The sequence below is a fragment of the Aliivibrio wodanis genome, from assembly GCF_052920805.1.
In genome coordinates this window covers 895,665-913,558 of record NZ_JBREXA010000002.1, presented here as the reverse complement: position 1 = coordinate 913,558, position 17,894 = coordinate 895,665, and the positions used below count along the sequence as shown (strand labels likewise).

Sequence of the window (17,894 nt, the reverse complement as noted above, 5' to 3'; positions counted from 1 at the left end):
TCATTCTTATTGATTAAACCATTTAATTACATTGGGATAATGAAGGATTGCTTTAGAAAAAAGTAAAAACGAGACTGAAGTCAAAAATATAAGAAACAGCATGATAAAAAAGCCCCACAAACGTGAGGCTAGATTAGATATAGTTTAAGAAAGATACACAGTGTTATACACGTGAGTTTAACGGAATAATTGTCACCTTCTGGCCAATATCCACTGACTCAACTTCAGGTTGTACTTCAATTAAGCAGTTTGCTTCGCTCATTGAACGTAAAATACCTGAGCCTTGCTTACCTGTGGTGATCACTTCCATTTGACCATTTTGGTTAATCGAGTAAATGCCACGGCTGTATTCAGTTCGACCTGTACGAGAGCGTATAAACTCTTTAGCTATTGCCGTAAAAGTCTCAGGTTTCCAGTCATCTTCACCTTGAAGTTTACGTAATGCAGGTTCAACAAACTGTAAGAACGCCACCATTACCGCTACTGGGTTACCCGGTAAACCAAAGAAAGGAGTATCACCAATATGACCAAAGGCAAGAGGGCGACCCGGACGCATATTAATACGCCAGAAATTGATATTACCTAGCTTATCTAAAATCGTTTTAATGTAATCTGCATCACCAACCGATACACCACCAGAAGATAAGATCATATCTGCTTGTTGTGATGCTTGAGAAAGCGTAGATTCTAAAGCGGCTTCATTGTCTTCAATTATACCAAAATCAATAACTTCACAGCCGATCTTCTGTAATAACGCCGTCAACGTGAAACGATTAGAATCATAAATTGAATTGGCTTTTTGTGTTTCACCTGGAGCTTGAACTTCATCGCCTGTAGAGAATATAGCGACTTTAATTTTATTAAACACAGGAATAGAAGCAATACCTAAAGAAGCAAGCATACCGACTTCAGGAGCTGTAATACGTGAGCCTTTAGCTACACAGGTTTGGTCGATAGCAAGGTCTTCACCAGCTAGACGGACGTTTTGGCCTTTACGAATACCGGATTTACCTGCATCGAAGCGTACTCGGTCACCTTCTTGAATCGCTTGTTCACGCATGATTACTGCACTACCATTTTCAGGCACTGGTGCGCCAGTCATGATCTTTGCCGCTTCACCATGTTGAAGAGGGTGATCGTAACTGTGCCCAGCCATGATTTCGGCAACCACAGTGTAGCTATCACGTTCTAAATCGTCACCACAAATCACATAGCCATCCATTGCTGAATTATTATGTTGAGGTACGTTAATTGGCGATAGAATATCTTGTGCAACCAAAGCGTTAATTGATTCAGTTAGCGAAGCGCTTGAGTGTGAATTTGATGAGTTAATCGCCTCTAAAATCTTAGCTCTACCTTGAGTAACAGATAAAAACGCAGGAGATAATTCATCGCAATTAGCGGACAGGTCACTTTGTTGTTTATGCTGATGTTGCTTTACGTATTCAACAATAAATGCAGTGATAGCATCAGTATCGTTAATTTCCATTTGAGGCAGCTCTGATTCTGCTTTTGAGTCTGCTGCAATCGCAATAATGTTGTCATCTTCTGGGAAGATCCAAGGTTTACCGACTTCATCACGATGCAATTCAATCTTGGTATATGGCAGTTGTTTAAAGCCTTCAATAAGAATCAAATCAAGTTCAGTTTGATCTAACTTATTGATTAATTGCTGACAGGTAGTTTCTTCATCAGGCGTTTCAGTAATTAACGCATTACGAAAACGAGAGCTGATCAACATTTGGCTCGCACCGGCTTTACGTAAACGGTAGCTATCTTTGCCTTCTTGGTCGATATCAAAATTATGATGAGCGTGTTTGATGACTGCGACTTTTAGTCCCATTTCATTCAGTTTTGGCAATAGCTTTTCTAATAATGTCGTTTTACCTGTGCTGCTATAAGCAGCAAAACCCAATAAAGGGATAGACGCAGTCGTTAAGCTCATAATAAAGATCCAAATTGTTCGAGTTCTTGAGGACTATTCAAATTGATAAAAGCATTTGGGTAGTTAGAGAAATCAGCAAAGACGGTATTACACTCTTTGTATAATAAAATGATTTTTCTATCACCGCGCGCTAAGAAAGCATCAATTTTAGGAATAATACGTTTGTGCATTAAAGTCACAACCGGTTGCATGTATTCGCCATCATGAGCGACTACAATATCAGTATCTTCTTTTACTGCATCACACAGTAAAGCAACAAGGTTGTCAGGTAGGTTAGGGGAGTCACAAGGAATAAAACCTACCCAATCAGAATTCATATTGATTAAGCCGGAATGCATTCCTGCCAATGGCCCTGGGTAATCGCTAAACTGGTCAGAAAACGTGACGCCGTAACTTGTGTATTGTTCAATACTGCGATTAGCGTTGATGGCAATCTGATCAGTTTGAGGCGTTAATATATCTATTGCATGTTCGATGAGCGGTTTATTTTTAAAAGCCACAAAACCTTTATCTTGACCGCCCATACGACGGGCTTGTCCACCCGCTAAAATTACCCAACTAGTTTGCTTTGGCTGGAGCATACTTATCCTTGCTAACAATCACTTTTAATTGTGTTGATTCTATCAGCTTTGCATCTGAAATAGTCCATTGACGGTGACAAATTTCAGTTAAGGCATTTGTTTGGTGGCTTGTAACTACAATACTAGAGCCACGATCAAGAAGATCTTTAGCCATAATTACTAATAACTGAATCGACTCTTGATCAACACTCGCACTTGGTTCATCCATTAATAAAATAGACGGTTTTAGCACCCAAGCTCTTGCCATCGCCACACGCTGTTTTTCTCCGCCAGATAAAACAGAAATATGTTCATCAGCTAAGGTTTCTAATCCAACCATGCGTAGAGCATTAATCACCATATTACGTTTTTCAAGCTTATTCATGGTGGTGTATTTCATGCCATAAATAACGTTATCGAAAACAGTACCATCAAATAAAAATGGATTCTGATGTAAATATACGATTTGATTGTTTCCAGAGCGCCCAAATAAACGCGCAGTCCAGTGAGGTTGATTCAGGTTTAACTTTCCAGTTGTTGCGGTCTGTAAACCAGATAAAATCTTGAGTAGCGTAGTTTTACCTACACCATTAGCACCGCGCAAGTATACGGATTCTTTTGGCCCTAATGATAAGTGCGGAATATGAAAAAGCACACGATCATTAAATCGCATAGATAGATTATCGGCAGTGATTCTTATTGTCATTTTTTATGCCTACTAAGTACGTAAGTACCCTTTACCACGAGTGATAGAGAGTAAAAAATTTAAAACCAGAGCTAAAATCAATAGCACCATTCCAAGGGCCACCCCTTGAGCAAACGCACCTTTTTGGCTTTCCATAGCGATTGCGGTTGGAATATTTCGTGTTGCATTGAAGATGTTGCCACCGACCATCATTGAGCAACCGACTTCTGTGATTATTCGAGAAAACCCAGCGATTACTGCTGCTAGGATAGGAAAGCGCGTTTCCCAAATTAAGCTACCAAAGGCTCGTGGTAACGAAGCACCTAAAGTAAATGCGGTTTCCCATACTCGTCGATCACTGTGCTGAAATGCGCCGTGCATCATAGCAACCATGATAGGAAAGCAGATAAACATTTGGCCAATGATCATCGCCTCTTGGGTAAACAATAATTGCCAATCACCGAGAGGACCAGAGCGAGAGAGCATCATATACAACAATAAACCGATAACTACGGTAGGTACTGATTGTAATGTATTAATAATAGAGAGCAGTAGCCACCGCCCAGGAAACGAGCCATATGCAAGCGCAAAAGCCAGTAATAATGCAGGGAGTAATACAACCGCCATTGCAAACAATGATACTGAGAACGAAACACCTACGATGCTCCATAATGCAGTATCACCACTAAACAGTAATTGAATGGCTTCGTGAGAGGTGGCTAAGATAGTCATGAATTATTTAGCGTCCGCAGTGAACAGCTGTTTACCGCTTAGTTTGAAGCTATTAATCAATGCTTGACCTTTATCGCTTACTAACCAATCACTAAATGCCTGAGCACCTTTCGTGTTTAAGTTGTTGTAACGCTCAGGGTTAATTAGAATTACTTGGTATGGGTTAAATAGACGTTTGTCGCCTTCAACCATGATCTCAAGATCCAGTTTATTTTGGTAAGCCAACCATGTACCACGGTCTGTCAATGTATAAGCTTGTAGTTCAGAGGTCATATTCAATGTTGGTCCCATACCTTGGCCAACAGCTTTGTAGCCACCAAAGTTTGGTTCAATCTTAGATTGAGACCATAAGATTAGCTCTTTTTTGTTTGTACCAGAATCATCGCCACGAGAAACGAATGTTGCATCAGTTTTAGCCATTTTCTCAAATGCAGCAGTTACGTCTTTCATGCCGTGAATATGTGCAGGATCGGCTTTAGGGCCAACAAGAACAAAATCATTGTACATTAGTGCTTTTGGTTCAATACCGTAACCTTTTTCAACAAAATCAGCTTCTGCTTTAGGTGCATGAGTCATCACTAAATCAACGTCGCCATTTTCACCCATTTTTAAAGCTTTACCCGTACCAGCAGCTAAAACTTGAACTTCATAACCTGAATCTTTTTTAAACACAGGTAAAATATAATCTAGTAGACCCGAGTGGTAAGTACTTGTTGTTGTAGCTAGGCGCACAACGCTTGCGTCATCCGCATATACATTTGCTGCTGAAAAAGAACCCAGAGCCACAACAGCCATTGCTGAAAACGTACTGATTTTATTGTTCATGTTATATCCATGTAATGAAGTTAAATATCACTGCAAATGCAATGAGTGAATAGACTTATTGGCTATAAAGCAATCCTTATGCCAAAAATTTTGCTGATATTTTTATCTATAAGATAATGATATATAAGCAATTGAGAGGCATTCTGGCATAAAAACCCTACAAAAAATGTGACTAGGACAAAATGTCTCATTAGAAAGGATACATTTTGTGAAATACAGGTTAGAATAATTAGGACATTTTGACCCACATCTTCGTTTAAGCACACAAATAGGAAACACTATGGTTTCGAAAACAGATTGGCATGCATTTTCAGTTCTAGTTGTTGATGATGAAGTAGGTATGCAAACCATACTTAAAAAAGCATTAAGTAAACAATTTGGACAGGTTCATACTGTTGGAACCATTGAAGATGCAGAAATTATCCGTCAATCTCATCATCTTGATCTTATTATTTTAGACATTAATTTACCGGGTCAAACAGGGTTAGAGTGGCAAGAAAGTATTGCTAGCGATTCTCGTAATTATGATGTGATATTCATGACTGGATACGCAGAATTAGATACTGCGATTCAAGCGCTACGTTTAGGTGCTGCTGATTTTATTTTAAAGCCATTTAATCTCGAAAATATGCTGCAAGCGGTGAAACGCTGTATGGATCGTCGTTTGGTTGAGAGAACCAATTTTGCATTACAACGCGAAGTGGAAAAAAATAACCCTATTGAGATGATAGGGAATGCTGAAAAAACCATAGAGCTAAAACAGATGGTAGCTCAACTCGCCCCATCGAATGCGGCAGTACTAATTGAAGGTGAGTCCGGTACAGGTAAAGAATTAGTAGCTCGTGGTTTACATCAATTAAGTAACCGTAACGGTCCATTTGTCCCACTTAACTGTGGTGCTATTGCGCCTGATCTTCTTGAAAGTGAACTGTTTGGTCATACATCAGGAGCTTTTACTGGTGCGAAAAAAGGGCGTGAGGGCTTATTTAGAGTCGCCAATAACGGCACACTATTTTTAGATGAAATAGGTGAAATGCCAATTGGGATGCAATCGTCTCTTTTACGTGCTCTAGAGCAAAAAGCTATTCGTCCTGTAGGCTCTGAAAAAGAGATCCCAGTTGATGTACGTATTGTTGCTGCAACCAATCGAAACTTGCTTGAAGAAGTTGAAAAAGGCAATTTCAGGAAAGATCTTTTTTACCGTTTAAACGTATTAACAGTTTCTTTACCTGCATTGCGTGAACGTAAAGCGGATTTGGCTTGTTTGACTGAGCATTTCTCACACATGATCGCTAAAGAAATGGGACTAAAACCAATTCACTGGGCACACGAAGATATAGCAGCTATGGCTCAATATGATTGGCCGGGGAATATTCGTGAACTTAAAAACATGATTGAGCGTTGTATTTTACTTGGTAAACCGCCCGTAGATCACTGGTCTAGTTTACAAGGTGATACGCCATTACATCAATCATGTAATCAAGAACAGATTATAAATCAAGAACCAACGGAATGTACTTGTATGCCAGAGATGGATGAATACCCTGATCAGTGGACATTAAAAGAAGTTGAAAAGAAGCACATAATTACGGTTGTCGATCTGCATGATGGCAATAAGTCAGCGGCAGCAAGGCAGTTAGGTGTTGCTCGTAAAACGTTAGAGAGAAAATTTAAAGAGTGGAGTGAAGAGATCGCATGATGTTATCTCCTCTTTTATGGAAACGTAGAATCAAAACCATGGTGAGATACCGCTTGTTGTGGTTAAACTCCGTTCCTTTGTTTCTCACATTACTTGCCTTAGTCATTATCACCGCGTTTTGGTCGGTGCATTATACGTGGCAAAACGCACTCAATGATGTTGGAAGCAAATTATCAGTAGCAAACAACAGTATTGATTTTCTACAGCAAGAACAAGGCGCTGAACTCCACAGCTTTGTGGAGTCGTATCAATTCCAAATAAGATTAAAAAATAATGATCCAGAGCTTCAGTACTGGGCAGAGAATCAAGCTGATAATTATAATTCTGATTTTATTGTTGTTCATCCGGTTAGTTATATTGAATACTTACCAGAATCATCAGTTAAAGCCTTATCGTTAGGGATATCTCGGACCTTTTTTCAAGTGATGAGTAATGCTGATTTATATAGCATTAGTCCTAAATTGAGTACCCAAGTTCAAGTAGTTAATAAGGATAATGGCAGCATAGAAAAACGTGGATTAGTAAGTAGAACATTAATTCCTATTTTTAATGACAACGGCAACTTAGCATGGATAGTTGATAGCGGGATCATTTTAAATAACAGTACATTTTTAGTCGATCGTATTAGAGATCTTATCTATCCAGAGGGCGATTTAGCGTCGGATAATTATGGAACGGTAACCCTATTTCTAGACGATTTACGTATTAGCACCAATGTCCCGTTGCATAATGATTTTGCGAATAAATCACTTAATCAGGGCCGAGCAATAGGTACAAGTGTCTCAACTGTCGTAAAAGAGAGAGTGATTGAAAAGGGTGAACGCTGGGTTAATAGAGCTTATGTATATAACGATTGGTATATCTCTGCTTATCAACCGATAAAAGACATGAACAATAATGTGATCGGAATGCTATATACCGGTTATTTAGAGTGGCCGTTACTTAAGCAATACTTACAGAATTTAGTGGAAGCTGGGGTAACCATACTTATTACTTTATTGTTATCTACTATTTTTGTACATCGTGGAGCAAGAGATCTATTTCAACCAATTGAAAAGATTCACTATGTGGTGAAGTCAGTTCAAATGGGTAAAGATGTTCGTATTGGTGAACTGGGGTTAGATAATAGCCATGAATTGGCGAGTCTGGCACAGCAGTTTGATAATATGCTCGATCAGCTACAACAACGAAATATAGAGATCCAACGAGCATCAAAAAACTTAGAATCTAAAGTTGAATCTCGTACCGCCAGTTTGCATGAAAAAACTGTTGAGCTAGAGCAATACATTAAGTTATTAAAGCAAGCACAAGATAAACTCATTATGAGCGAAAAGCTGGCTTCTCTTGGTGAGTTGACCGCAGGCATTGCCCATGAAATAAATAATCCAACCGCGGTAATTTTAGGTAATGCGGAGTTGATTAAATATGAGTTGGGAGAGGGCGCTGAGGTTATTTCAGAAGAGCTTGATGCGATAATGGAGCAGATAGATCGAATTCGTAATATCACGCGCAGTCTGTTGCAATATAGCAGACAAGGTGGAATTCAAGATCAAGTCACTTGGCAGTATATTAATCCAATTATCGAAGAGAGTGTGACACTCGTTAGAACGGGCGCACATAAACGAGATATTGAGGTAGAGTTTGATTTTGAGCAACCACCGCGAGTTGAGGTTAATCGACATCATTTGTTGCAGATCTTAGTTAACCTGCAAATGAACGGTATCCATGCGATGAACAGTAAAGGAAAATTGATTATTCGGAGTCGTACGTGGTGTGAAGAAGATAAAGAACTAGGTGCTATTATTGAAGTTGAAGATTTTGGTTGTGGCATGTCATCAGAACAATTAAATCGGATATTTGACCCATTTTATACAACAAAACGTGACGGTACTGGTCTTGGCCTTTCTGTTTCTCAGAGTTTATTAAGCCAAACCGATGGGGAAATAAAAGTGCGATCGCAACTTGGTGAAGGATCGACGTTTATTATTTATTTACCAATAAAATCAGAGCACCATCAATTCGATAATTTAGTCGGATAAAAAAGAAACAATAAAAATGTTATCCTTCTCACAAATTTGTAGAATAGCTTAATAATTGTGTTTTTTTTAACCGCAACGTTATCGAAAAATGTTGATATTTAGACTGTGTTATTAGATAGTTAGCACGTCCGGTTATGACCCCGAACAGTACTAAATTAAGCCACATTCTGAGACGTGTGGCTTTCCTTTCTCTCTTCACTTTCCTATTTTTCCTTAAGCAATATTTCTTTTTCAGGATTCATACCCTGTGTTTGTCATGTGTGACTCATTAGTTTGATTTTGCTAAATCATTCAATGAACTGAAAATGAATAATACCCTCATAACTCATTAATAATGCTATAGGTATTATTAGTCCCAAGTTAATCATTTACCTACTTGGAGATACATATGAGTCCATTAAGCATCGTAATTATTACCTTAAATGAAGAGAAGAAAATTGCTCGTTTACTTGAGGGTTTAAGTACACAAACACATCAAAACTTTGAAGTCATTATTGTTGATTCAAACAGCGAAGATGCGACATGTGAAGTTGCTAAGGCCTTTGAAGCGAGCATTCCTGATTTAACTATCCACAAAATGGATAAGCGCGGTGTTAGCTTAGGCCGTAATACAGGCGCATCACTTGCTAGGCATGAACGCTTACTATTTTTAGATGCCGATGTAAGCCTAAAAGCAGATTTTCTTGAAAAAGCAGTAACAAAATTAGATGAGAATAAATTAGAAGTCGCTGGTGTGTATATGGGTTCTAAAGGGCTTCCTATTGCTCATCGAGTAGGCTATGGCTTATTTAACTTAGGTTTATTTGCTACTCAATTCACTTTTCCAACCGCCGTTGGTGCCTGTATTTTCTCAACAAAGCGTGCGCACAATGAATTGCAAGGTTTTGATGAAAACATCACTTTATGTGAAGACTGTGATTATGTGAAACGTGCAAGTCAAACCTGGCGTTTTCGATTTTTGCCAATGACGTTTGAGTTTGATCCACGTAGATTAGATCAAGATGGCTTGTTTACGATGGGAGCTACGTATTTAAAAGCCAATGTGCGCCGTTTTTTCCTTGGTGAGATGCGTAATAACGAGATGGAATATAAATTCGGTCATTATTCTGAGCAAAAGTAACCAGCATAGGTAAGAATGCTTATGTATGATTCTATGGCATTATTTACGGGCGCATTATTGGATGCGCTTATAGGGCCAAATTTATTTGTTCCGGGTGAGCCGTTCTTAATTGCAGCAGGTTTTCAGCTGCACCAAGGAATTTGGACTGGCGTTATTGCGGTATTGCTCGGTGGTCTTATTGGTGATCAACTCAGTTATTGGATTGGACGTCGCTTTGGCCGAAAGGGTCAGGCACGATTAATGAATTGGCAGCCAAAAACTCGCCGACCCATTGCACGATGTCGCTTATTACTTCAGAGAAAAGGTAATTCGGTCTTACTATTTGCTCGTTTATTAGGGCCAGTAGCTTGGATCGTTCCCTTTATCGCAGGGGTAAATAATATCGAGTGGCGACGATTCTCATTGTTTGCATCTATTGGGTTATTACTTGGCGTAAGTCAATTTGTCTTATGGGGATATTTACTCTCTTATGGGATTGATGCTTTTCCATGGGTGAGTGATATGACACTATTTGTCACAGAGCATAAGCAATCAATCATCATCTTGTTATTGATAGTTATTTTTTTAGTGATAGCAAAGAAGTTTCAATGGAAAAATGTTGGAAAGAAATCAGTAGTAGTGGTTGTGAGTGCTATTATTTATTTGAATTATAGTCATTTTTTTTGGGTCGCTGATGATGTAATAGAAAAGCCAATACCTGCACCATTGCATTTTGATGGAACAAAAACATCTTTCAAAGCTTTCCCAGGAGTGTCTTCGTTTTTTGATGCTCAAGCAGTTAACATTGCACTTATTGGGCATCATCCTCAATCCATAATGGTGCAATTAGGTTGGATTGAGAATAAAACATTTTCTCGTGATGATATTGAATTCGTTGATTATCTTTCACTTATCAAGAATAAAACGCCACCGATTTCTGATCTATTTTGGAATGGGCGCATACAAGATATGGCATTCCAATTACCGGGCGACTTATTAAAGAGAAGTCATATTCGGTGGTGGAGTGCAGGTAAGAACGAAAATAATAAACAAGTATGGTTAGGGGCATTAAGTTACGATGATGGATTAACGATCACCGCTTATCGAGGTATTGTTACTATGTTACACAGCACTGACCCGAATGTTGATGAAGAAAGAGAACGATTTAAAACTAGTATTGATACTCTTTTTCTCGATTTAACGACCTTAAATATAGCTTATTCAGAACCGATCACTGAAGATGAACAACATGATTACTATTCTGATGGAAAGATATTAGTCATTGGAGCATCAAAGCGTTTACTCATCGCAAATAATTAGGGTCGTTTTGACCCTAATTTAGATTGTCAGAATAAGATTTTTAATAAAGCAGAAAAACGATTATTCTTTTACTAGTGGGAAGGTTAGGGTGGCTTTTAGTCCTCCCATTACACTCTTTGATAACTCAAGCGAGCCGCGATAACTGTGTGCCATTTCACTCACTATATTTAGCCCAAGACCTGTTCCTGGAGTCGTTTCATCCAAACGGATACCGCGCTTAACGACTTGATCGAATTGATCTTGAGGGATCCCTAAACCATCATCTTCAATGATAATCTGAATTTGTTCATTAGGTATTTCAATAGAATGAACTCGGATCATCGAGTGCGCCCACTTATACCCATTCTCAAGTATATTACCAAGCATCTCATCGAGATCTGTCTTCTCAACGGCTATTTTATCTTCGCTATCAAGTTCGTTAATTAATATCACTTCTCGCTCGGCATAAACTTTATCAAATGCCATTGAGATTGCATCTACTCGTTCAGAAGGAGAGGTGGCCACTGAGAGGATATTCATAGAACCAGCCATGCGAGCACGACTAAGGTGATAATCAATATGTGCTTGCAGTTGAGCAATAGGAGCCGATAGACGATTTTTATCTTCAACGCTCAAATATTCTAATTCATTTTTAAGTACCGAGAGAGGTGTCTTTAATGAGTGAGATAAATTTCCAGCATGATGACGAGCACGTTCAAGTAACTCTTGGTAGTGAAATAATAGTGCGTTGAGATCTGAAACCAATGGTGCGATTTCTTGAGGATAATGTTGACTTAACGTTTGTTGCTCACCTTTACGTAGCATGACTAACTCAGATTGCATTTTAGCTAAAGGACGAAGTGACCAACTGACTTGAATACCAATAAGAAATAATACTCCACTGAATAATAAGCCAAGAATGATCCAGAGTTGGCCTGTCAGCTGATGTAAGGTTTTTTCTAATGGGTCTTCATCAAGACCAATAGTGATGGTTATTGGTTGTTTAATTTCAGGAAGGTAAATATGTTTTTGTATATAAATAAGTTCCTCGTTATTCGCGCCTTTCACTTTTTGGTTAATAGATAAGCTATCTTCTTTGAATATGAGCTTTTTATCCCATAATGAACGCGAACGTAGCTCATTTCCCTTGGTTGATGCCGTCCAATAAAGACCACTGTAAGGCTGACTAAAGCGAGGATCAGATAAGCGTGATGACATGATAAGGTTACCTTTGCTATTCACCTCGACATTAGCGGTGATCTCATCCATTGAAAGTAATAGCTGACTTTTTACATCTTGGACTAGATAATCATTTACTAATTTAGGGATACCAATTCCCGCAGCAAATATCATGGCAGATAGCCAAAAAGCCGCAGCAAGAAGCAAGCGGCTTTTTAAGCTTAATTTTTTAAAGGTATGTTTTAATTGTCTCGGTGATGTATTCACAGTAGACCTTTATATTTAAGGGTTTAATTGATAACCAAGACCACGAACAGTTTTAATAATTTGTGGTGCAATTTTTTTACGAATACGGCCGATAAATACTTCCACCGTGTTTGAGTCACGATCAAAATCTTGCTTATAAATATGCTCTACAAGCGTGGTTCTTGAAATGACCTTATCGGGATTATGCATAAAGTAGGCAACAACTTTGTACTCTAATGCCGTTAAGTTAACTGCTTGTTCTTGCCATAATACTTTTGAGCTGCGCGTGTCTAAACTTAATTCTCCAATTTTTAAAATAGGAGAAGCGTTTCCAGAAGCTCGACGTAATTGAGCTCGAATACGAGCAATCAGTTCAACCATTTCAAAAGGTTTGGTTAAGTAATCATCAGCACCTGCATTAAGTCCCTCAACACGTTGAGATAGAGTATCGCGAGCACTTAAAATAATAACGGGTGTATTGATGTTCTCATCACGAATACTTTTTAAGACAGTTAACCCATTTAACTTTGGTAAGCCAAGATCGAGAACGATCGCATCCCATTCTTCAGTGGTTGCACGATATAAGGCATCAATACCGTCTTGGGATAATTCAGGAACCCAATCAGCACTTTCTAAGGTTTCAATAACTTGTTCGCCTAAACGCGGATCATCTTCTACGACTAAAATTTTCATGATTACTCTCTTAGTAATTATTTTTGTTGTTGTTATTTAAGAGCTGCGCGAATATCACGGCCTTTGATCTCTGTGATAGCCAAGGTTGCTGCATTATATTCAACTTTGATTATATTATTATCGTGAACCAGTTTTAGCTCATAGGTCCACTCATTGTCATCTTCATCCAGTTCAACTTTGATAATTCGACCATGAAAGTCTTTTTCAACGGTGGAGTAAAGATCTGAAAATGGTTTAACTAAACCGGCTTGAACCGCGTCATAAACTTCATCTTGATCCTCATCTATATCTATTTTAGCCCCATTTTTCTGAACATCTTGAATGAGTTGATGTCCATCGGGATGATCATTCGCAAAAGCCCCTTGTGATAATGGCAATAAAGCGAATAGGGCAGCAAGATATATGGCTGGTTTTTTAAGCATAATGCTTCCTAGTTGAGTCAATACTGGGGAAGTATAAGGCAGCGAAGATGAATAGAACATGAATTTTCGTTTAAAAAAGCTCTACTCATAATGAGTTATTCTGAAAAAGGTGTAAATTTTTTTGGGTGATTGTATGAATTGATGGCAATTTTGATAAGTAATTGATTTTACATTTTTATTTCACCGTTAATGTGATCTGATTCATAAATATATCACTATGATTTTGCATTTTTGAGAAAATTTTCACTGGTTTTACGTTTTTCAAGCTGCTAGAGTCCCATCCCTCACGCATCTAGTGGGATACCCATGTTTAAAAATAGCAATGAAAATAGCGATAAACTAGTTCCAACACTTACTATAGGATTTATCCTTTTATTTCTTCTCTTTGCTCTTGTTGATCTCTCAACATTTACTGCAACGATTCAAACCATGTTTATGTCGGCATCGACAATGTTTGGTTTATGGTGGCAGTGGTTAATGATCATCACGTTTGTTTTAGCTCTTATCATTGCGATGAGCAGTTATGGTAAAATCAAAATGGGTGGCGAAGAGAAACCAACGTTCGGTACGTTCAAATGGGTCGCAATGATCATGTGTACCTTACTTGCAGGCGGAGGCGTTTTCTGGTCAGCCGCTGAACCAATCTTTCACTTCATTACTCCTTCTCCAACTTTTTCTGATGTTAAAACAGGCACGCTTGCAGCAGTAACACCTGCACTAAGCCAAAGCTTTTTACATTGGGGTTTCCTAGCATGGGCTGTATTGGGCACGTTAAGTACTATTGTACTAATGTACGCACATTATAACTGTGGTGTTAAATTGCGTCCTCGCGCGCTGCTATACCCGATTTTAGGTAACAAACTTGAAAACCATTGGTTAGGTTCACTGATTGATGCTTGTTCAATTATTGCGGTTGCCGCAGGTACGATTGGACCAATTGGCTTCTTAGCAACACAGCTTAGCTATAGTCTAACTGTACTCACAGGCCTTGAAAGCTCTCTGATGAGCCAAATCGGTCTTTTATCGATGATTGTTGCTATTTATTCAGTTTCAGCCTTCACAGGGATGGACAAAGGCTTACAGTGGTTAAGCCGAATGAATGTTATTGGCGCTGTTACTCTATTAGTCGCGATTTTGGTGCTAGGCCCAACAAGCTTTATCTTTACTGAGTTTGGTCTTGCATTTGGTAACTATATTCAACACCTTCCGGAAATGAGCTTAAGCACTGCAGATCCTGCATGGAACTCGTGGTGGACATGGTTCTTCTGGGGTTGGTTTATTGGTTTTGCTCCAATGATGGCTATCTTTATTGCTCGTATCTCTAAAGGTCGTAGTATTCGTGAGCTTGTGATTACAGTAGCAATTATTGCTCCTATCGCAACAAACTTCTGGTTCTCTGCGCTTGGTGGTACAGGTATTTTCCTTGAGTTACAAACTCCTGGTAGTATTTCGATTCCATTGCAAGAAGCTGGATTACCTGCAGTACTATTAGCATCACTAGAGCAGTTACCGTTAAGTTGGTTGTTAATCCCTGCATTCTTAGTACTGACTACAACGTTTGTTGCTACTACGGGTGATTCAATGGCGTATTCAATTGCAATGGCAGTTGAGGGTACTGATACTCCATCACGTTACCAACGTCTGTTTTGGGCAATAATGATGGGTGTGGTTGCTGGCGTACTATTGATTGCCGGAGATGGTGGACTAAACGCTCTGCAATCTTTCATCGTGATCACCGCGGTTCCTGTATCAATCTTACTTGGCTTTACGTTTATTTCAGCACCTATTGCTGTATTACGAATGAAAAGTGTCGAGCAAGAGAATCAATCTGAAGCAGTTAATCAAGAAACAGCGGCTGTGTAAGATAGAAACATAGAACGAATGAGAGGCTTATCGCAGAATCTGTGGTAGGCCTTTTTTATTGCCTGTTATTTGAGTGTAATTGAAGTCTCAATGTTAACGAGGACAGAGTTATTATGGATGTAATTATTCTAAATGGGACAGGCAGTTCAGGAAAAACGAGTATAGCTAAACAACTTCAAGAGAAGCTTTCAAATCAATATCTCAATTTTAGTATTGATAGTGTTCTCTATGCTTTGCCACCATCTGATTTACAAAAAATGATGCAAGGCTTACCTATAAAGCGAGACGGGTATGATTATGCTCAATTAACACAAGGTTACCATAATAGTATTAAAGGCTTATTAAAAGCTGGTTGTCGTTTAATTATTGATAGTGCTTGGATAGATAAGCAAGAAATTGATAATTTAAATAAAGTATTAGAGCCATTTTCTGTACTTAGAGTCGGTGTAAAGTGTCGACTGTCAGTATGTGAAGAAAGAGAAAAAAATCGAGGCGATAGAGCAATTGGATTAGCAAAATCAGAGTTTCCAATCGTTCATCAGTATATGAATTATGATCTAATTGTTGATACTACTGAGAACAGCCCAAATAGAGCGGCTAAAGAAGTGATAAATTACTTAAATAAAATGGCAGAAGCATAGGATTATTTGTTCATTTTTCTTGATTAAATGAGTTAATAGCAGCGTTTAGTGAAGTAGGCATAATAATGGGCCGATATAAATGGCCCATTATTATATTAGATGTTTATTTGATTAGATTTTTTTCCATACTCCCCATTCACCAGCGGTTTCAGGATTATTACCTTGAGTCCACCATTGAGCTTGATATGTTATGTTGTTAACTGTCACTTGATCACCAGTATTATAAACTGCTGTCGCACTCCATGTAGAATTAGGGTCAGTTGGCTCTACTGGCGTCGGTGGAGTTGGCTCAACAGGTGTTGGCTCTACAGGTGTAGGTGGAGTTGGTTCAACAGGCGTCGGTTCTACTGGTGTCGGCGGAGTAGGCTCAACTGGAGGAATAGTTGGAGTACCGCTGATCACTTCCCAAACACCAGTAGTACTGGTTGTAGGGTTATCACCTTGGTTCCACCACTTAGCTTGGTAAGTTACTCCATTTACAACCACTTGATCCCCAGTATTATAAACTTTGCTAGCATCCCAAGAATTTGTTGGATCTACAGGATCGGTTGGGTCAGTCGGTTTTGGCGGTAATACATCAACAACACGTGTAACAGGCCAGTTAGCGTGAGATTCATAGAAGTTAGTCACACATTTCTCATAGTCGCCCGGGACAAGTGCTGAATACGCAGTTTGGAAACCAACTAATTCACACTCAAAAGAAGCACCTTCTGGACGATCTGCATAATATTTCCAGTTACCATCCCAGTTAGTGTAAAGCACATCCGTTGCCCCGTTTAGGTTCAAACTGCCATAAGGTGTTTGTTGCCAACAAGTATTTGTCTCGTCAGCTTCAACTGGGATTTGGTAATGTTTTGCTAATCCTTCCCAATAACGAATACGGTTAACTGGTTGGCCTTTATCTTTGTTTTGTTCCCCACACTCGATACCACCATTAATCACATTAATCGTTGTGCCAAACCCATAACCAATACCTGCATCAGTCTCACGCTGAGATGGTGTCCAAGTACGATCAATAACATGAAGCATCGCAGGCTTTGGTGCTTGTGGTGTCAAGAAGAACCACACGGCAGATGCTAGGTTTAGCCAAGAATCAGCAACTAATCCTGGATTATTTAGTAAGACGGTAGCATCACCGTCGTACATTACTTCAGAGAAAGCACCGTAGTTAAAATGGTAAGAGAGCTGTTTAGCTCCACGACCGAAGTACCCTTGTCCTGCTGCACATGGCCAACGTTTGTTTTGCCAATCATTTTGACCACAACCTGTTGTATAACCTTCTTGACCTTCAGACCAACCCATCTCACGAACATGAACTAACGCTTGTTGCCACTCCTCAAGCCCTAATGGGTTATCCCATGTATTATCTACAGCAATATGGCCACCAGTCTCTTGAGAGAAGTGGGCGAAAGCAGTAACGATAGACTTCTTACAAATCGCATCGGAATCACGTCCGTCTGTGTAATCACCACAAAAAGCAGGGAATTTACCGATTGCGCGCAAGAAGCGTGTATAGGTATATTCAGGTGCCGCCATTTGAGTTAAGAAAAACCACTCAGATTGAGGGAAAACACGTTCAACACGTTTAACGTTAGCAGGGTTTGTTTCAACCCCTACATCAATGGCTTCAACTGCTGTGTTAGGTAGCGTTTCTAAAGCTTTAGCCCATACATCATACATCGGGTCTAATGTTTTTGCCGCTTCAGCAGCATCAATCTCAGCTTGGGTAACGATGTAACCTGTTGGGTTTTCAGGATCTGGTTGAGGGCTCATTGTAAAGCTATTCGCCGAAAAACTGCAGGCAAGCAGTGTAGGCAGTACAGCAAGTTTAAACATAGGTAACGCTCCTTGTAGTTAATTACACAATAAAAATAAGTTGGAATAACTATAGAAGTTTTTATAAATTATGGTTATCTGAGTCGATGGATCTGTTTTAACTATGCGAGTAGTATCAAAGAGTATAAATT

Annotated in this window: 15 protein-coding genes; 6 read left to right on the top strand and 9 right to left on the bottom strand. The window is 39.1% G+C overall.

What is annotated here, in order from left to right:
- Positions 1-163 precede the first annotated feature (163 nt).
- Genes ACU5DF_RS12025 through ACU5DF_RS12005 form a run of 5 tightly spaced genes read right to left on the bottom strand, consistent with a single transcriptional unit; the run spans position 164 to position 4,747 of the window.
- Positions 164-1,945, bottom strand: coding sequence for a bifunctional molybdopterin-guanine dinucleotide biosynthesis adaptor protein MobB/molybdopterin molybdotransferase MoeA (locus tag ACU5DF_RS12025; RefSeq protein WP_446713036.1), 1,782 nt, complete (start codon positions 1,943-1,945; stop codon positions 164-166).
- The gene (gene mobA, locus ACU5DF_RS12020) at positions 1,942-2,526 is read right to left on the bottom strand and encodes a molybdenum cofactor guanylyltransferase MobA (RefSeq protein WP_446713035.1); all 585 of its coding nucleotides are present in this window, start codon (positions 2,524-2,526) and stop codon (positions 1,942-1,944) included. The genes ACU5DF_RS12025 and mobA overlap by 4 nt, the downstream gene beginning before the upstream one ends.
- Entirely contained in the window at positions 2,504-3,211 is a 708-nt protein-coding gene (locus ACU5DF_RS12015) for an energy-coupling factor ABC transporter ATP-binding protein (RefSeq protein WP_428193581.1), read from the bottom strand. The genes mobA and ACU5DF_RS12015 overlap by 23 nt, the downstream gene beginning before the upstream one ends.
- Positions 3,212-3,223: 12 nt before the next feature.
- Entirely contained in the window at positions 3,224-3,922 is a 699-nt protein-coding gene (locus ACU5DF_RS12010; protein ID WP_061036673.1) for an ABC transporter permease, read from the bottom strand.
- Positions 3,923-3,925: 3 nt separating this feature from the next.
- Positions 3,926-4,747 carry an ABC transporter substrate-binding protein gene (locus ACU5DF_RS12005; RefSeq protein ID WP_446713034.1) on the bottom strand — a complete coding sequence of 274 codons (822 nt, stop codon included), beginning with the start codon at positions 4,745-4,747 and terminating at the stop codon, positions 3,926-3,928.
- Positions 4,748-5,027: 280 nt separating this feature from the next.
- On the opposite strand from ACU5DF_RS12005, the gene ACU5DF_RS12000 reads away from it, so the two are divergent.
- The 4 genes from ACU5DF_RS12000 to ACU5DF_RS11985 all read left to right on the top strand — a co-directional run bounded on the left by ACU5DF_RS12000 (position 5,028) and on the right by ACU5DF_RS11985 (position 10,904).
- Positions 5,028-6,446, top strand: coding sequence for a sigma-54-dependent transcriptional regulator (locus ACU5DF_RS12000; RefSeq protein WP_446713033.1), 1,419 nt, complete (start codon positions 5,028-5,030; stop codon positions 6,444-6,446).
- Positions 6,443-8,485 (top strand): cache domain-containing protein, encoded by a 2,043-nt coding sequence (locus ACU5DF_RS11995; RefSeq protein ID WP_446713032.1) that lies wholly within the window; start codon positions 6,443-6,445, stop codon positions 8,483-8,485. The genes ACU5DF_RS12000 and ACU5DF_RS11995 overlap by 4 nt, the downstream gene beginning before the upstream one ends.
- A gap of 388 nt (positions 8,486-8,873) precedes the next feature.
- Positions 8,874-9,605 carry a glycosyltransferase family 2 protein gene (locus ACU5DF_RS11990; protein ID WP_446713031.1) on the top strand — a complete coding sequence of 244 codons (732 nt, stop codon included), beginning with the start codon at positions 8,874-8,876 and terminating at the stop codon, positions 9,603-9,605.
- A gap of 21 nt (positions 9,606-9,626) precedes the next feature.
- Entirely contained in the window at positions 9,627-10,904 is a 1,278-nt protein-coding gene (locus ACU5DF_RS11985) for an LssY C-terminal domain-containing protein (RefSeq protein WP_446713030.1), read from the top strand.
- A gap of 60 nt (positions 10,905-10,964) precedes the next feature.
- On the opposite strand, the gene ACU5DF_RS11980 is transcribed toward ACU5DF_RS11985, so the two are convergent.
- The 3 genes from ACU5DF_RS11980 to ACU5DF_RS11970 are packed head-to-tail and all read right to left on the bottom strand — an operon-like array spanning position 10,965 to position 13,423.
- Complete coding sequence (locus ACU5DF_RS11980; protein WP_446713029.1) at positions 10,965-12,329, bottom strand: ATP-binding protein; 1,365 nt, start codon at positions 12,327-12,329, stop codon at positions 10,965-10,967.
- Between the two features lie 15 nt (positions 12,330-12,344).
- Positions 12,345-13,001: a response regulator transcription factor gene (locus tag ACU5DF_RS11975; protein WP_446713028.1), complete on the bottom strand. Its 657-nt coding sequence runs from the start codon at positions 12,999-13,001 to the stop codon at positions 12,345-12,347.
- A 32-nt stretch (positions 13,002-13,033) separates the two neighbouring features.
- Positions 13,034-13,423 carry a PepSY domain-containing protein gene (locus tag ACU5DF_RS11970; RefSeq protein ID WP_446713027.1) on the bottom strand — a complete coding sequence of 130 codons (390 nt, stop codon included), beginning with the start codon at positions 13,421-13,423 and terminating at the stop codon, positions 13,034-13,036.
- 306 nt (positions 13,424-13,729) lie between these two features.
- Between ACU5DF_RS11970 and ACU5DF_RS11965 the strand changes: the two genes are divergently transcribed.
- Together ACU5DF_RS11965 and ACU5DF_RS11960 are read left to right on the top strand one after the other, a co-directional pair.
- The gene (locus ACU5DF_RS11965) at positions 13,730-15,286 is read left to right on the top strand and encodes a BCCT family transporter (protein ID WP_446713026.1); all 1,557 of its coding nucleotides are present in this window, start codon (positions 13,730-13,732) and stop codon (positions 15,284-15,286) included.
- A 113-nt stretch (positions 15,287-15,399) separates the two neighbouring features.
- Entirely contained in the window at positions 15,400-15,927 is a 528-nt protein-coding gene (locus ACU5DF_RS11960; RefSeq protein WP_446713025.1) for a chloramphenicol phosphotransferase CPT family protein, read from the top strand.
- 111 nt (positions 15,928-16,038) lie between these two features.
- Here ACU5DF_RS11960 and ACU5DF_RS11955 read toward each other — a convergent pair whose 3' ends face one another.
- Complete coding sequence (locus tag ACU5DF_RS11955; protein WP_446713024.1) at positions 16,039-17,763, bottom strand: chitinase; 1,725 nt, start codon at positions 17,761-17,763, stop codon at positions 16,039-16,041.
- Positions 17,764-17,894 lie beyond the last annotated feature (131 nt).

Coding starts and splice junctions, on each gene's coding strand:
- ACU5DF_RS12025 (WP_446713036.1), bottom strand. CDS start 1,945: ATGAGCTTAACGACTGCGTCTATCCCTTTATTGGGTTTTGCTGCTTAT.
- mobA (WP_446713035.1), bottom strand. CDS start 2,526: ATGCTCCAGCCAAAGCAAACTAGTTGGGTAATTTTAGCGGGTGGACAA.
- ACU5DF_RS12015 (WP_428193581.1), bottom strand. CDS start 3,211: ATGACAATAAGAATCACTGCCGATAATCTATCTATGCGATTTAATGAT.
- ACU5DF_RS12010 (WP_061036673.1), bottom strand. CDS start 3,922: ATGACTATCTTAGCCACCTCTCACGAAGCCATTCAATTACTGTTTAGT.
- ACU5DF_RS12005 (WP_446713034.1), bottom strand. CDS start 4,747: ATGAACAATAAAATCAGTACGTTTTCAGCAATGGCTGTTGTGGCTCTG.
- ACU5DF_RS12000 (WP_446713033.1), top strand. CDS start 5,028: ATGGTTTCGAAAACAGATTGGCATGCATTTTCAGTTCTAGTTGTTGAT.
- ACU5DF_RS11995 (WP_446713032.1), top strand. CDS start 6,443: ATGATGTTATCTCCTCTTTTATGGAAACGTAGAATCAAAACCATGGTG.
- ACU5DF_RS11990 (WP_446713031.1), top strand. CDS start 8,874: ATGAGTCCATTAAGCATCGTAATTATTACCTTAAATGAAGAGAAGAAA.
- ACU5DF_RS11985 (WP_446713030.1), top strand. CDS start 9,627: ATGTATGATTCTATGGCATTATTTACGGGCGCATTATTGGATGCGCTT.
- ACU5DF_RS11975 (WP_446713028.1), bottom strand. CDS start 13,001: ATGAAAATTTTAGTCGTAGAAGATGATCCGCGTTTAGGCGAACAAGTT.
- ACU5DF_RS11970 (WP_446713027.1), bottom strand. CDS start 13,423: ATGCTTAAAAAACCAGCCATATATCTTGCTGCCCTATTCGCTTTATTG.
- ACU5DF_RS11965 (WP_446713026.1), top strand. CDS start 13,730: ATGTTTAAAAATAGCAATGAAAATAGCGATAAACTAGTTCCAACACTT.
- ACU5DF_RS11960 (WP_446713025.1), top strand. CDS start 15,400: ATGGATGTAATTATTCTAAATGGGACAGGCAGTTCAGGAAAAACGAGT.
- ACU5DF_RS11955 (WP_446713024.1), bottom strand. CDS start 17,763: ATGTTTAAACTTGCTGTACTGCCTACACTGCTTGCCTGCAGTTTTTCG.